12 protein-coding genes are annotated in these 14,708 nt (G+C 69.9%); 6 read left to right on the forward strand and 6 right to left on the reverse strand.

The genetic code is table 11. From position 1 onward, the window contains the following. Positions 1-41: 41 nt before the first annotated feature. Both ACQQ2N_RS16400 and ACQQ2N_RS16405 read left to right on the forward strand, forming a co-directional pair. The gene (locus ACQQ2N_RS16400) at positions 42-1,166 is read left to right on the forward strand and encodes a PQQ-dependent sugar dehydrogenase (RefSeq protein ID WP_440222644.1); all 1,125 of its coding nucleotides are present in this window, start codon (positions 42-44) and stop codon (positions 1,164-1,166) included. Beyond that, entirely contained in the window at positions 1,163-1,651 is a 489-nt protein-coding gene (locus ACQQ2N_RS16405) for a putative toxin-antitoxin system toxin component, PIN family (protein ID WP_440222645.1), read from the forward strand. The genes ACQQ2N_RS16400 and ACQQ2N_RS16405 overlap by 4 nt, the downstream gene beginning before the upstream one ends. A gap of 36 nt (positions 1,652-1,687) precedes the next feature. Here ACQQ2N_RS16405 and ACQQ2N_RS16410 read toward each other — a convergent pair whose 3' ends face one another. The 4 genes from ACQQ2N_RS16410 to ACQQ2N_RS16425 all read right to left on the reverse strand — a co-directional run bounded on the left by ACQQ2N_RS16410 (position 1,688) and on the right by ACQQ2N_RS16425 (position 7,690). Next, on the reverse strand, positions 1,688-2,821 hold the full coding sequence (locus tag ACQQ2N_RS16410) for a Kelch repeat-containing protein (protein WP_440222646.1): 1,134 nt from the start codon (positions 2,819-2,821) through the stop codon (positions 1,688-1,690). Positions 2,822-2,938: 117 nt separating this feature from the next. Next, entirely contained in the window at positions 2,939-4,420 is a 1,482-nt protein-coding gene (locus tag ACQQ2N_RS16415) for a delta-60 repeat domain-containing protein (protein WP_440222647.1), read from the reverse strand. A gap of 262 nt (positions 4,421-4,682) precedes the next feature. Continuing rightward, positions 4,683-6,545: an N-acetylmuramoyl-L-alanine amidase gene (locus tag ACQQ2N_RS16420; RefSeq protein ID WP_440222648.1), complete on the reverse strand. Its 1,863-nt coding sequence runs from the start codon at positions 6,543-6,545 to the stop codon at positions 4,683-4,685. Positions 6,546-6,709: 164 nt separating this feature from the next. Beyond that, positions 6,710-7,690 carry an NAD-dependent epimerase/dehydratase family protein gene (locus tag ACQQ2N_RS16425; protein WP_440222649.1) on the reverse strand — a complete coding sequence of 327 codons (981 nt, stop codon included), beginning with the start codon at positions 7,688-7,690 and terminating at the stop codon, positions 6,710-6,712. A gap of 122 nt (positions 7,691-7,812) precedes the next feature. Between ACQQ2N_RS16425 and ACQQ2N_RS16430 the strand changes: the two genes are divergently transcribed. The 3 genes from ACQQ2N_RS16430 (at position 7,813) to ACQQ2N_RS16440 (ending at position 11,052) form a co-directional block, all read left to right on the forward strand. Then, entirely contained in the window at positions 7,813-8,349 is a 537-nt protein-coding gene (locus ACQQ2N_RS16430) for a DUF2058 domain-containing protein (protein WP_440222650.1), read from the forward strand. A 40-nt stretch (positions 8,350-8,389) separates the two neighbouring features. Further along, positions 8,390-10,531: an ATP-dependent DNA helicase DinG gene (gene dinG, locus ACQQ2N_RS16435; RefSeq protein ID WP_440222651.1), complete on the forward strand. Its 2,142-nt coding sequence runs from the start codon at positions 8,390-8,392 to the stop codon at positions 10,529-10,531. Positions 10,532-10,731: 200 nt separating this feature from the next. Continuing rightward, entirely contained in the window at positions 10,732-11,052 is a 321-nt protein-coding gene (locus ACQQ2N_RS16440; RefSeq protein ID WP_440222652.1) for an energy transducer TonB, read from the forward strand. A gap of 28 nt (positions 11,053-11,080) precedes the next feature. Here ACQQ2N_RS16440 and ACQQ2N_RS16445 read toward each other — a convergent pair whose 3' ends face one another. Beyond that, the gene (locus ACQQ2N_RS16445; RefSeq protein ID WP_440222653.1) at positions 11,081-11,353 is read right to left on the reverse strand and encodes a hypothetical protein; all 273 of its coding nucleotides are present in this window, start codon (positions 11,351-11,353) and stop codon (positions 11,081-11,083) included. A gap of 207 nt (positions 11,354-11,560) precedes the next feature. On the opposite strand from ACQQ2N_RS16445, the gene ACQQ2N_RS16450 reads away from it, so the two are divergent. Continuing rightward, positions 11,561-14,164: a DUF3857 domain-containing protein gene (locus tag ACQQ2N_RS16450; protein WP_440222654.1), complete on the forward strand. Its 2,604-nt coding sequence runs from the start codon at positions 11,561-11,563 to the stop codon at positions 14,162-14,164. A 6-nt stretch (positions 14,165-14,170) separates the two neighbouring features. Here ACQQ2N_RS16450 and ACQQ2N_RS16455 read toward each other — a convergent pair whose 3' ends face one another. Continuing rightward, on the reverse strand, positions 14,171-14,677 hold the full coding sequence (locus ACQQ2N_RS16455; protein WP_440222655.1) for a DUF1697 domain-containing protein: 507 nt from the start codon (positions 14,675-14,677) through the stop codon (positions 14,171-14,173). Positions 14,678-14,708 lie beyond the last annotated feature (31 nt).

Genomic DNA, 14,708 nt, shown 5'->3' on the forward strand with positions numbered 1-14,708 from the left:
GCTCCAACGGACCTTCTACCAACCCTGACGAGGTGTCGCCGATGATCCGCATGTCGCTCGTGATCGCCTGCGCCGTCGCAGGGTTCGCCGGTTGCTCCCAGGCCGCTTCGCCCCCCGCGTTCGACAACGCACCGTTCAAGGCGAGCACGCTCGCGACGTTCGAACGGCCGTGGGCGATGACGTTCCTGCCGGACGGCCATCTGCTCGTGACCGGCAAGACCGGCACGCTCACCGAGTTCGATGCGGCCACGCGCAAGACCTGGCCGATCCGCGGCGTTCCGGAGGTCGCCTACGGCGGGCAGGGCGGCCTCGGCGACGTCGTGCTGCATCCGAAGTTCGCGGACAATGGCTGGATCTACCTCAGTTACGCCGAAGCGGGCGAGGGCGACACGAGTGGCGCAGCCGTCGCGCGCGCGAAGCTCGTGCGCGACGCCGGTGGCGGTGGAAGGCTCGAGGACCTCACCGTCATCTGGCGCCAGGTGCCCAAGCTCGCCGGCAACGGCCATTACGGCCATCGCCTCGCGTTCTCGCCCGACGGTCATCTCTTCATCAGCTCGGGTGAGCGCCAGGCCTTCGATCCCGCGCAGGACATGGGCTCCAACCTCGGCAAGATCGTGCGCCTCAACGACGACGGCAGCGTGCCGGCCGACAATCCGTTCGCGGGCAAGGGCAACGTCGCCGCACAGGTCTGGAGCCTCGGTCATCGCAATCCGCTCGGCCTCGCGTTCGACGCCCGCGGGCAGCTCTGGAACCACGAAATGGGACCGAAAGGCGGCGACGAGCTCAACCGCGTGAGGCGCGGCGCGAACTACGGCTATCCGGTCGTCTCGAACGGCGACCATTACGACGGCCGCGACATTCCCGACCATGTCACACGACCCGAATTCGAGGCGCCCGCAGTCACCTGGAACCCGGTCATCTCGCCGGCAGGTCTCGTGTTCTATTCGGGCGATCGCTATGCGGGCTGGAACGGCAACGCGCTGATCGGCGGCCTGTCCTCGTCGTCGCTCGTGCGCGTCGCGTTCGACGGCGACACCGCGAAGGAGGTCGCGCGCTACGACATGCGCGAACGCGTACGCGAGGTCGAGCAGGCGCCGGACGGCTCGGTCTGGGTGCTGCAGGACGGCGGACCGCTGCTGCGCCTCGATCCCGTCGACGGCCGATGATCGATCCGTCCGCAGCGGCACCGCGCATCGTCCTCGACACGAACGTCTGCCTCGATCTGTTCGTGTTCCGCGATCCGGCCTGCCGGGATCTCGAGGCCGCGATCCGTGAGGGGCACCTGGTCTGCGTGACGCGCGTCGACTGTCGCGAGGAGTGGCATCGCGTGCTGCGCTACCCCGTGCTCGGTCTCGACGACGAGGTTCGCGTCGCGCACGAGCATGCCTTCGATGCCTGCGTCACGATCGTCGACGCGCCTGCGGACGAACGCGCATTGCCGCGCTGCAAGGATCCCGACGACCAGAAGTTCCTCGAACTCGCGCGCGATGCGCGTGCCGTCGCCGTGCTCACGCGTGACGCCGCCGTGCTCGCGCTCGCGAACCGCGTGCGCCGCGCGGGTATGTTCGACATCGTGGAGCCGCGCCGGCTTGCAGGCGCCGATGCGCCCGCGTGGTGGCGTTCGGCTGCCGCAGGGCCACATGCGGCCTGACCCCGCCGCGACGCGAATCACGTCGCGGCGCGCACGTCAGTCGAAGCCGGAGCGGAACACCGGATCCACCGCGAACAGTTCGGCAGCCGCGACCGCGGCGTAATCCGGTGCCGGTCCCTGGCCACCGACCACGAGCACCTTGCCGTTTTCGAGCCAGGTCATCGTGTGCTGCGCGCGCGCGACGGCCATCGCGCCGGTCGCCGACCAGGCGTTGACGGCAGGATCGTAGACCGCGGCGCTCGCGAGTGCGGTGTTCGAGGCGTCGATACCGCCGCTGGCGAGCACCTTGCCCGAGCCGAGCAGGCTTGCGGCATGCGAGGCACGAGGTGTCGACATCGCCGCCACTCCGGTCCACTGGTTGGTCGCCGGGTCGTAGCGTTCGACGCCCGCGAGTGCCGCCGTCGCGTAGCCGCCGATCGCGAGCACCTTGCCGTCGGCCAGCAGGGTGAGCGGGAAGGCGAGTCGCGGTGTCGCCATTGCGCCGATCGGCCCGATCCACGATCCCGAGGCCTGCGCGTAGGCGGTGCTGCTCGACAGCGGCGCGTTGCCGGCGCCGAGGCCGCCGCTCGCGAGCAGGTTGCCGTTCGGCAGCCGCAGGATCGCGTGGTACGAGCGTGCGGAAGAGGCATTGGAGCCGGCCGACCAGGTGTTCGTCGGTGGGTCGTAGACCATCGTCGTCGTGAGCGGGTTCGTGCCGTTGGCGCCGCTGGTGCCGAAGGCAACCAGCACCTTGCCCGAATCGAGCGTGATCGCGGTATGGCGCGTGCGTGGCGTGCCGATCGAGCCGGCCGAGGTCCACGTGTTGGCGACCGGATCGTAGAGTTCGGCCGACGCCAGCGGCGACGGCCCGTTCACGCCGCCGACGACCAGCACCTTGCCCGAGGCGAGCAGGGTCGCCGTATGGTAGGTGCGCGGCTGCGCGAGCGGTCCGGCGGCGCTCCAGGCGTTGCGGGCCGGGTCGTAGATCTCGGCGCTGGCAAGGATCGTGTCGAGCGTGCCGCCACCGACGACGAGGACCTTGCCCGACGACAGCAGCGTCGCCGTATGGCCGAAACGGCCCTGGGCGAGCGTGCCCGCGGACGAGAAGCCGTCGGCGTGCACCGTGGCGGAGGCCAGGCCGAGCGCGAGCGCGCAGCAGAGGCGGGAGAGCGAGCGGGTGAAGCGTGGCATGGTCGGCGACTCCGTCGGGTTCCGGAGTTGCATGGCGCAAGACGGCGTCGCCGCGTCTCACGACGACGTGAAGATCGTGCGGCGGCAGGCACCGTGGCCTGCCGCCGAATCTTCACCTCAGTCGGTCGCGTCCTCCGGTGCAGCCGCCGGTGCGGACGACGGGCGCACGCGCAGTACGGCGGGATAGAGTTCGCTCGTGGAGCCGCCACTCCAGGCGTCGCCCGCGATGAGGAAGCGGTCGCCGTCGTCGGCGATGATCCCGTAACCGCGAGCCGCGGCGCTGGTGCCCGGGCGGCGGTAGAGCGTGAGCACCTGCTGCAAGCTCGTCGCGGCGCCCACCGGCGCGGTCAGCGAGAAGATCGGCCCTGTCGTGCCGGTGAGGCCCGTCGCCTCCTGCTTCTGCCCCGTCACCGTGACGAAGCCGCCGTGGACGGTCATTCGGCCCACGACATAATCACGCGAGAAGCGGCACGTCGCGGCCGTGCCTGCGCATCCACCGATGTTGGCGCCGCCCCAGCCCGGAATCGAATTGCCGGCCTGGTCGAACGCGAGCGTGCGCAGCGCACGGCTCCACGCGGTCTTCTGTGTGCCCGCCACGTAGACCTCGTGCCGCATCGTGAGGCCGGTGCCGAGGATGCCGCGCACCGCGATCGACTGGGCGTCGGCGTCGCGGTACTCGTTGCCGTTGCCGCCGAAGCCCATGAACACGAACCCGTTCGAGGCGAACGCCGTGTTCGGCGTGCCGTTCGCACGCATGCGTGCCACCAGCCACTTTTTGCTCGCCGTCGCGATGCCGGGATTGAGGATCGAACCGACGACGTAGAAGCCCGGTTCCAGGCCCCAGGCGAGGGTCGGCTCGAACGCGACGTCACGCGCCGAGGTGATGCATCTTCCATTGCAGTACATGCCCTGGTAATCGATGACCACCTTGCCGCCGTTGCCGAACGTGACGTCGGGCGAGCCGTCGGCGTTGAAGCGCGCGGCGCCGATCGCGGTGCGTCCGCCGCCCGTGTCGACCGTGCCGATCGCGATCAGCTTGCCGGTGGGCGAGATGCGCAGGCGTTCGGGGACGTCGCGCGAGGCATACCCGTTGCGCTCGAACCACGCCGCGCTCGAGCGCAGGTACTGGCCTGTGCGGTCGAACGTGTAGAGATCGAAGCCGCGCTTGCCGCCGACCAGATCCGCTTCGGCGAGCACGTGGATGCGCTGGCCGTCGGAACTGATCGCGAGATCCTTGATCGTCGCGATGCGGCTCAGTGCGTTGACGGGATCGTAGAGCGTGTAGGTGTCGTGGCCATCGTGCGGATCGCCCCACGCGGTCTGGTTGCCGGCCGCGTCGAGCTCGGCGAGGCCGATCATCACATAGCCGTCGCTGCGACGGACCATGTCGGCGGCGACGATGGTGCGACCGTCCGGCGTCTTCGCGATCGCGCGGCCGCGCCGCGCCGAGAACTCGGGGTACGTGTAGAAGCGCAGGATGTTCGTGGTGTAGCCGCCTTCGGCGAACGTGGGGTCGAGCTCCCACGCGGTGGCCTGGGCGTGCGCGCCCTCGACGGCGACGCCGGCCAGCAATGCGGTCGACAGCAACAGGGATCGCATCGAACCTTCTCCTCGATCGGATGCCGGGACATTCCGGACACCGCTCGATACGCGCGCCGAGAGCGTCCTCGGACATGCGTGTTCAGATCACGGACAGGTGCATGAACGAGCCCGCGAGTCGATGCAGGGGTTATCCCTGATGGCGTGAATCGCCATGGCGTGACTCACGATGCGGTGAAGCGTGTTGCGCGATGGTGCAGTGGTCGTGGGGCGTGCGCGGCGTGCGATGGCATTGCGCCATCGCACGCCCTTCACGGAGACCTCAGTTCGCGATGCGCACGTCGTCGACGTACAGGTAGACCGGGTAGCTGGTCTGCGCGCGGTAGAACCAGATCGCATCGAGGGTGACGGTCGAGGCGGTGATCGCTCCGTTGCCGCCCACCCATGCATCCCATTGCGCGGCGTCGGTGAGGTTCCACTCGAGGAAGGTCCACGTCGAGGCCGGAATCGCGCGGCTGATCGAACGCTCGGTGCCGTCGCTGTCGTCGATGCCGATCGCGGCGCTCATGCCGGTCGCGCTCGTGAAAACCCAGAAGCCGACGCGGCCGTTCGCGCGCGTGAGCGTCGCATTGGCCGACGGCACGCCGCTGCCCGAGAGCAGGCGCACGGCCCAGTTCGCCGAACTCGCGGCGTTGTCGACCAGATACACCTGCAGCGAACACGCGCCCCCGTGCGCCATCGTGCAGGTACGCTGCGCGCTCGACGAGGCCGCGATACCGGTCGTGCTGCCCGAATACGCGGGACTCGTGTTGAAACGGCCGACCGAACTCTCGAACGTGTCGAGCAGCGTCGTCGAACCACCACTGCCCGGATTGAGCAGGCCGTAGTAGGTCGACCAGTTCCAGTTGATGCCCGGATCGGTGTGGGTCTGGCCGCTGAAGTGCTGGTGGCCCTTGACCTTGACGCTCGTCGCGAGGACGTTGATGCCGCTCGACGGCGCACCGCTGTACGCGGACGCGCAGCTCACCGCGGCGTAGTTCGAGCAGAAGCTGCGCACGAGCGCGGCCGAGGCCGTATACATCGCCGAGGTGTACCAGGCGGCGTTGTCGACGTAGCCCTCGTGCTCGATGCCGAGCGTCGAGCTGTTGTGGCTGCGCACGTGCCAGGCCGTGTGCGCGTTGCGCACCATCTGCGTGACCTGGCCATCGGAGCTGCGGATCACGTAGTGCGCGCTGACGCCCGCGGTCGCGTTCTTGAACCACGAGATCGTGCCGGCGTACGAGCCCTGCGCGGTATGGATCGTGACGGCGTCGATCGCGGCGCTGCGCGAGGCGTTGTAGTTCGAGCTGCTCGCGGGATCCCAGATCGCCGGGCCGTAGTCGGTGCTGGTCGTGACGGGACCCGCAGCGCTCGTCGAGGCCGCGTCGGGCACGAGCAGGCCGCTGACCGGATCGACCACGTGGCCATCGGCTTCGATGCGGTCGCCGTCGAGGTCGATGCGCACGAACGGCGCCTGCACCCTGGCCAGCGTGGCCGCGTCGAACGCGCGCTCCCAGCGCACCGCGCGCTCGGGCACGCGTGCACCTTCGTCGTCGATGCCGCGGTCGAGCGTGAGCAGCACGTCGAACGCGAAGCTCGCACGCGCGAACGCATCGACCTCGCGCGCGCCGGGCGTGAAGCCCGCATAGGTCTGCAGCGCGGGTGCGAGCGCTTCGAGATCGGCGACACGCCTGCCGGCGAGCGCGCGTTCGAGCAGTGCGGCCGCGGCCAGGACATTGGTGCGCGGGTCGGCCATCACGGCGTCGGGTGTCGTGCCGAGCAGCACGGCGGCTTCACCGACCTGGTCGGCGAAGCCGTCGCCCGCGTACAGGCCCATGAGGCCGTGCGCGACCGGAATGCCGTGATGGCCCGCGTTCGCGGCGGCTGTGTCGACGCCGCGATGCTGCCAGCGGCTCTGCACCCACGCGATCGCCTCGAGCGATCCGGCAGGCAAGGCGGGATGGCGTGCGTACGCTTCGGCGAAGTACGCCGGGAATGCCGCACGCGCGTCGCGCAGGCGTGTCTGTGCGACGGCCGCTTCGGCGGCATCGATCGTGGTGTCGCGGGACTCGGCCGCCCGCAGGTCGGACGGCGAGGCGAGGGCGAAGCAGAACAGGGTGGCGAAGCAGATCGCGCGTGATCGCATGATGGTCTCCCCAAGGCACGAACGGATCTCCGCGGATCGCGGAGTGACGTGCCGCACGCGTTGCGCGTGCCCCTGCCGGCACGATCGAGACTAGGTGAAGCCGTGGCGCGCCCGGAAGCCCGCTGCGTCACAGTTTCGCGCCTGCGCGAACGCAGCGACGAGGATCAGGTCGGGTAGAGCCCGTCGCGCCAGGACTCGCCGTGGTAGCCCTTCGCGCCGACCGCGATCGCGAGTGGACTGCGCGCATCCTCGCCGCGCGCGAGGCAGGCCACGGCGTGCGCGAAATCGTGGCGTGGCTGCCAGCCGAGTTGTTCGCGGGCTCGTGTGTTGTCGTAGACGCGGTCGATGCGGGCGGGCAGGCGCCAGCCTGCACGCTCGAACAGCGCTGCTGCTTCGGGGAAGCGTCGCGCGACGACGCCGGCGGCATCGATGTTGAGCGTCCCGAGATCCTCGCGCGTGAACGGTGTCGTCGCGCTGACGATGTAACGCCCGAAGCGCAGCACCGGCGCACGTCCGATCGCGAGCAGGTGCGCGTCGACGATGTCCTGCAGGTCGGCACGCCGATACAGCAGTTCGTTGGCCTTGAGGTTGGCGTCCGGGTACGCGTCGCGGCGCGCGCGGTCGTCGTCGGGCTCGGGAAAGAAGCGCGAGGTGCGCAGCACGATGCAGGGCAGGCCGTGTGCGCGATGGACGAGCGTGCACAGGTCCTCGGCGGCGAGCTTGGTCGCGCCGTAGATGTTCTTGACGCGCGGCACGACGTCCTCGTCGATCCATGCAGCCGGTGCGCCCGCAGGCGGCGCGAGCGCGTCACCGAACGTGCTCGTCGTGCTCGTGAACACGAACGCGCCGACGCCGCGCTCGGCCGCGGCGTCGAGCAGTGCCAGCGTGCCGGTCACGTTGGTGTCGACGAAGGCCTGGCGCGCGTGTGTGGCGACGTGCGGTTTGTGCAGCGTGGCCGTGTGCAGCACGGCGCCGACGCCGTCCATCGCGGCCTCGACGACGCTGCGGTCGGTGATCGAGCCGGTGACATCGGTGAACGGCGAGGCGAGCAGGTCGAGGCCGACGACGTCCCGTCCGAGCGCGCGCAACTGCCGCACGAGGGCTTCGCCGAGGTGACCGGCGCTGCCGGTGACGAGGATGCGCATGGGGAGCCCGCCGAAAAGCGCGATTGTAGGCGGACGGCACGCCGCCACGCCGCCACGCGTTCTCCGCCCGGTGTCCGTCGGCACGCTACAATGCGCACCCGCTCCACCCGCCATCCAGAGTCATGCGCAATCCCCTGCAGGACCAGTTGCTCAAGGCCGGCCTCGTCAAGAAGGCCCAGGTCGACAAGGTCGCGCGCGAACAGGTCAAGCACCGCGACGGCAAGGCGCCGCCCGCGCCGACCGACTCGCAGCGCGAGGCCGAGCGCATGCTCGCCGAACGCGCCGAGCGCGATCGTGCCCTCGCGGCGGAGCGCAACGCGCAGTCGCGCGAAGCCGAGCGCCGCGCTCAGGCGCGCCAGATCGTCGCGACGCACCAGGTGCCGCGGAAGGGCGACCTCGAGTACCGCTTCACCGACGGCGAGCGCATCACGAGCCTGCTCGTCGACGCGACGCTGCGTACGCATCTCGCGAGCGGCCTGCTCGTGATCGCGAAGCACGGCGACGGCTACGCGCTGCTGCCTCGCGTCGCGGCGCAGAAGGTGCGCGAGCGCGATGCTTCGCTGATCGTGCTCGACCACGGTGCCGGCAAGGCGGCCGACATCGACGACGCCGACGATCCGTACAAGGATTTCGTCGTGCCGGACGACCTGATCTGGTGAGGCCGCGCACGCGGCCGGACGCCATGCGGTACCTGCAGGCATGAACGACGAAGCGGCTTCCGGCGCGGCGGGTACGCCATCGCCTCCGCCACCGCCGCGCGTGCTCGACGAGTCCCTCAAGGTGCGCATCCGCGAGGTCTACAAGGCCTTGCAGGCCAACACGCCGGGTTTCACGACGCGGCGTGCGCAGAGCCAGATGATCGGCGTGGTCTCGCGCGCGCTCGCGACGACGGGCGGCGTCGCCGTCGCCGAGGCGCCGACCGGCGTCGGCAAGAGCCTCGGTTACCTCACCGCCGGCGTGCCGATCGCGCTCGCCGCGAAGAAGAAGCTCGTCATCAGCACGGGCACGGTCGCGCTGCAGTCGCAGCTGGTCGAGCGCGACATCCCGGCCTTCCTCAAGGCCACGGGCCTCGAGGCGACCGTCGCGCTGGCCAAGGGCCGCACGCGCTACCTGTGCACGCGCAACGCATTCGAGATGCGTGGCGACGCCGCCCAGGACGCGCTGTTCGAAGGCGAGCAACCGCTGTTCGACCGCCCGCTCGCGCCGGCCGATGCCGACATGGCGAAACGCCTCGTGCAGGCCTTCGCCGACGATGCCTGGGACGGCGACCTCGACCGTGCGCCCGAGACCGTGCCGCCGTCGCTGCGCATGCGCATCACGACGCCGGCCTCGGGCTGCGCAGGCCGGCGTTGTGCGCACGCGGCCCGTTGTCCCGTGCTCAAGGCACGCCTCGACGTGCGCGAGGCACAGGTCGTCGTGACCAACCACGCGCTGCTGCTGTCGGCGCTCGCACTCGGCGATTCCGACCAGGGCCAGCCGCTCATCGCGCCGCCCTCGGACATGCTGCTCGTGCTCGACGAAGGCCACCACGTCGCCGGCGTCGCGATCGACCAGGGCGCCGCGAACCTGCCGCTCGCCGCAATGGCGACGCGCAACGGCAAGCTGCAGTTCCTCATCGCATCGACGTATCGCATCGTCGGCAAGGACACGATCGGAAAGCGCCTGCCGACCGAGGCGATCGAACTCGCCACGCGCGTGTCGACGCTGCTGCGCGCGTTCCACGCGACGATGTCACAGGCCTGGACTCCCGCGCCGGACGAGCGCGAGCCGATGTGGCGCGCGCCGAACGGACGCCTGCCCGCGGACTGGATGCCGCACATCGAGGAGCTCGGCGACACCACGCACGACCTCGTCGACTGGCTCACCGCTGCGCATGGCGCGGTCACCAAGGCGCGCCAGGACGATGCCGCCAAGGAACGCCTCGTGCGCGGCCTCGGCATGGTGATGGACACGCTCGCGCAGCAGCATGCGCTGTGGACCGGCTGGCGCCGCGAGGACGCCGAAGGCCAGCCGCCGATCGCGCGCTGGATGACGCGTGACGACGACGGCGACATCGTCTGCCACTGCTCGCCCGTTTCGGCCGCGCAGGTCCTGCGCGCGCTGCTGTGGGATGCCGTGGATTCGGTCGTCATGACCTCGGCGACGCTGACCGGCGGTGGCGGGTTCCGCGCGCTCGCGGTCGACAACGGCATGCCGCAGCACGCCGAAATGGTCGCGCTGGATTCGCCGTTCGACCTGCCCAGCCAGGCCGAGCTCGTGGTGCCGGCCTTCCCGGTCGCGCCCGATGATCGTGAAGGCCATCCGCGCGAGGTCGCACTGTGGCTCGAGCGCGAACTCGACTGGAAGCGCGGTTCGATGGTGCTGTTCACGTCGCGCTGGAAGATGGAGAAGGTCGCTTCGCTGCTGCCGCCGCCGCTGCGCATCCGCGTGCTCGCGCAGGGCGACGGGCACACCGCCGATCTCGTCACCGAGCACGTGCGTCGCGTCGCGGCGGGGCAGGGCTCGGTGCTGTTCGGGCTCAACTCGTTCGGCGAAGGCCTCGACCTGCCGGGCGAAGCCTGCACCACCGTCGTCATCACCCAGGTGCCGTTCGCGGTGCCGACCGATCCGCAGACCGCGACGCTGGGCGAATGGCTCGAAAGCCGCGGCCTCAATCCGTTCAACCTCATCGCGGTGCCGCATGCGATGCGCATGCTCACCCAGTTCGCGGGGCGCCTCGTGCGCAGCTCGACCGACACGGGGCGCGTCGTGATCCTCGATTCGCGACTGCTCACGCGCGCCTACGGGCGACGCATCCTCGATGCCCTGCCTCCTTTCCGTCGTGTGATCGGCCAGCGCTGACGCGCCCGCGTGCCGCCGCCGACGCCCGTTGCGCGCACCACGGCGCGCGCCGCACGGTGGTCGCCGACACGATGAAGTCGGTCCTGTCGCGGGGATGGTCAGGCGACGAATGCGCACGCCTGCGTCGATCCGGCATTGTCGTCACGCGGAAACCTCGGCATGATCGGGGTGGGGGAACGCTTTTTCAGGGGAATCGCGACGTGCTTCTGTCCTCTCTGGTCGCCGCCGCTGCGCTCGCGCAGCCTGCGGAAGAGCCCGTGCGCATCTGCGTGCAGGCAACCGTCAAGCGCAACGGAACGGTGGCGCAGCCGAGCGTCGTGACGAGTTCGGGGGACAAGGTCGCCGATCGCCGTGCGCTGCGCTACGTGCGCATGCTCAATCTCGCACCGTTCGCGGGCTACGGCGGCGTGGAACCGCACACGGGCTACACCGTGGTCACGCTCAAGGGCACGGACGCGTTCGTGCTGTCGCTCGAGGGCGGGCGCAAGCTGTTCGCATCGTGCGAGGCTGCAGCGGAGTAGTTCACCGCATCGCGGCGCCGGCATGCCTTCAGTCGCCGGCCTGATGTTCCTGCACCTGCACCACCTTGCCGTCGACCAGCCACACCGAGACCTTGCCGCCGCGGCGATCGTAGGTCCACACCTCCATCGCAGGCGATTGCGCATCGCCTTCGATGTGTTCGAGCCGATCGGGCTTGCCTCCCGCCGAACGCACGCGCGCGGCATCGTCGCCGCGCGAAATGAGCCGCTTGCCGACCATCGCGCTCTGCGCGTGCACGGTGCCGGCCATGAACAGGATCATCGCGATCCACCCGATCTTCATCGTGTTGCCCCCTGACATCGCGGCATCATGACGCGACGATGTTGCGTGGCGATGGCGCATGTCTCCCGCGTTCGATCGCGCCTCTTGCGCGATGCGCGGGCGGCGGCGACGATGGACGCAGCCGTGCATGGGGACGCGGCGCTCACGATGGAGTGGTACGTGTCAGGGAGTCATCGGTTCGGCAGATGGGCCCGCGCGATGGCGCGGTTGGCATGGTCCGGTTTCGCGGTGGTGGCGTTCGGCGCCGCCGCCGATGCCAGGGGCGATACGCAGGGTTTTTCCACGGGACCTGCACCGGGCTGGGTGGTGCCGGTGGAGCCGGGGCGCGCCGATGCAGCGATGCTTGCCGCGATCAGTCGCGGCAACGCGTACCTGCTCGTCGACACGCAGGTGCGCAGCGTGCCTGCGCAACGCAGCACCTACCAGCGGTTCGCGATGCAGGCCGTCGCGCCCGAGGGGATCGACGCGGTCGCCAACATCGAGATGGACTTCGATCCCTCGTACCAGACGATCGTGGTGCACGCGATCGATGTCGTGCGCGACGGCAACAGGACATCGCGGCTCGCGACGGCCGATTTCAAGATCCTGCAGCGCGAGACGGCGCTCGAGCGCCGCATCTACGACGGCGGCAGGACCGTCAGCGTGTTCCTCGAGGACGTCCGTGTCGGCGACGTGGTCGACTACGCCTTCAGCGTGGTCGGGCGCAACCCGGTGTTCGCGGGGCGCGACTACGGCACGTTCATGTTCCAGTACGGCGTACCGGTCGCGAGGTTGCACGTGCACCTGCTCGAGGCACGCGGGTCCGGCATCGTCGTCGGCGCGCGCAACGCCGTTCCCGAAGCGGTCGAGGGCGTGCGCGACGGCCTGCGCAGCCGCCGATGGTCGATCGACGCTGTTCCGGCGCGGCTCGCCGACGCGGACGAACCCGGCTGGTTCCATCCCGAACCGATGCTGCAGTGGGGAGCGTTCGCCGACTGGTCCGATGTCGCCCGCTGGGCCGTGCCGTTGTACGCCGTGCCGAAGGACGTGGCTCCGTCGGTGGCGGCGGAGATCGCGCGCATCGCCGCCGCGGAGCCGACCGAATCGGGTCGCCTGCTCGCTGCGCTGCGCTTCGTGCAGGGCGAGATCCGCTACCTGGGCATCGCGATCGGCGCGCATTCGCATGCGCCATCGTCGCCCGCGAGGACGCTCGAGCGCCGTTTCGGCGACTGCAAGGACAAGACGCTGCTGATGCTGGCATTGCTCGACGGGCTGGGTGTCGAGGCGCGGGCAGCGCTCGTGGACACGCGCTTGCGGCGCGGCCTGGGCGATCGTTTCGCGTCACCGGGTCAGTTCGACCATGTGCTCGTGCGCGCGGTGGTCGACGGGCGCGTGTACTGGCTCGATCCGACCAAGGCGCTGCAGCGTGCGGATCTCGCCCACGTCGTGCAGGCCGATTTCGACCTCGCGTTGACGATCGATCCCGGCACCCGAGGACTCGAGTCGATGCGCTCGCCGCACGCCCCCGCGCCCCGCAAGACCGTGCGCGTGACGATCGACGCGACGGAAGGCCTCGATCTCCCCGTCACCTACACCGTCGTGACCGAGGCCGAGGGAGCTTCGGCCGAGCAGCTCCGCGCCGAGTTCGCCACGTCGAGCGTCGAGGAGATCGGCAAGCGCTACCTGAACTTCTACGCGAGCTACCACCCGGGCATGTCGATCGTGGCGCCCGTCGCGATCGAGGACGATGCGCCGTCGAACCGCGTGACCGTCACCGAGCGTTATCGCGTGGAGGACTTTGCCGAGGAGGGTAACGAAGAGGGGCGTCGCGTCGCCTCGATCTGGATGCCCGACATGGCGCCGCTGCTGCGCGCGCCGGCATCCGCCGTGCGCGACGCGCCGCTGCGGATCGCGCATCCGACCGATCTCACCGTGGTCACGCGCGTGCTGCTCGACGGGGACTGGTCGATCAAGGACGAGACGGACGAGGTCGAGGGCGACGCGTTCACGTACCGTCGCGAGATCGCGTATGCCCAGCGCGTGCTCATGATCACGAGCACGTTCCGCTCCCGCGTCGACGAGATCGCGGCGGCGGCCACGTCACGCCACGCCGGCCAGCTCTCCCGTGCGCGCGACAGGACCGGCTACGAGCTGAGCTGGCGGCCGCAGTCGCACGCCGTGGCGCAGGGCGGCTTCGTCGATCGCGTGAACTGGACGCTGGCGGGATTCGGGATCATGGTGCTGATCGGAAGCATCGCGGTCGCCGTGCGCCTGTACCGCTACGATCCACCCGCCACACCGGTCGCGCCCGGCGCGCCCGAGGGATTCGCGGGCTGGCTGGTCCTGCCGACGATCGGTGTCTGCCTCGCACCGCTGCGCATGGCCTTCGACTGCTGGAAGGAGCTCGGTGCGCTGTCGGCGGAGCACTGGTCCTCGCTGACGACGTTCGGCTCCGAGAGCTACCACGCATTGTGGGCACCTTTCCTCATGTTCTCCGCAGCGGGTTCGATCGCGCTGCTGGTGCTGTGGTCGCTGATCCTCGTGCTGTACCTGCAGAAGCGCACGAGCACGCCGAGGATCTACATCGCGGCGATGCTGTCGGCGATCGTGATGAACGGCGTGCTGTTCTCGATCATGCCCTTGCTCCCGGGCGTGGAGATCGAGCGGTCGGAATGGACGGCGGCGATTCGCAACGTCGTCTCGGCCGTCATCTGGACGAGCTACTTCCTGGTGTCGGTGCGCGTGCGTGCGACGTTCACGCGCCGCCTCGGCGGGCAGCGGCCGGCCACGCACCCGCCGGTGCTGCAGGCGACCGCTCCCGTGCTGTCGTGAGCCCGCTCACTCCGAGGCCATCTCCGCGAGGCGTGCCACCGTATTGAGATTCCGGCCGGTGCCTTCGCGCGCCGCGGGGATCACGAGCTTCGATTCGGCCATGCGCTCGCCGTAGTCGACGTAGATCTCGCGTGCGCCGAGGGCGAGCCGCTCGGCGGCATGGTGGCGCACCGTGGCGAGCGCGTCACCGGGAGGGGGGATGTCGAGGAACACCACGACGACGCGATTCGGGGCGGCGTCGCGGAACGGGTTCGCATCGAGGACGGCGTGCAGTTGCGCGGCATCCCTCATCACCACGCCGACGCGTTTCCCGAGGTGATGCGCGAGCGCCGCCTCGAGCACGGCCTTCGCGTCGGTCGCCGTGGCATCGCTTTCGAACACGACGTTGCCGCTGGCGATCCAGGTGCGCACGTCGCGGAAGCCCGACGCGACGCAGAGCGCGCGCAGGTCGGCCATCGGCAGCTTGCCGGTGCCGCCGACGTTGACCGCACGCAGCAGGGCGACATGTTTCATGGACGGTTCCGTCGTATCGCGCACCGGCGTG

This window comes from Dokdonella aquatica (assembly GCF_051987395.1).
Lineage (GTDB): Bacteria > Pseudomonadota > Gammaproteobacteria > Xanthomonadales > Rhodanobacteraceae > Dokdonella.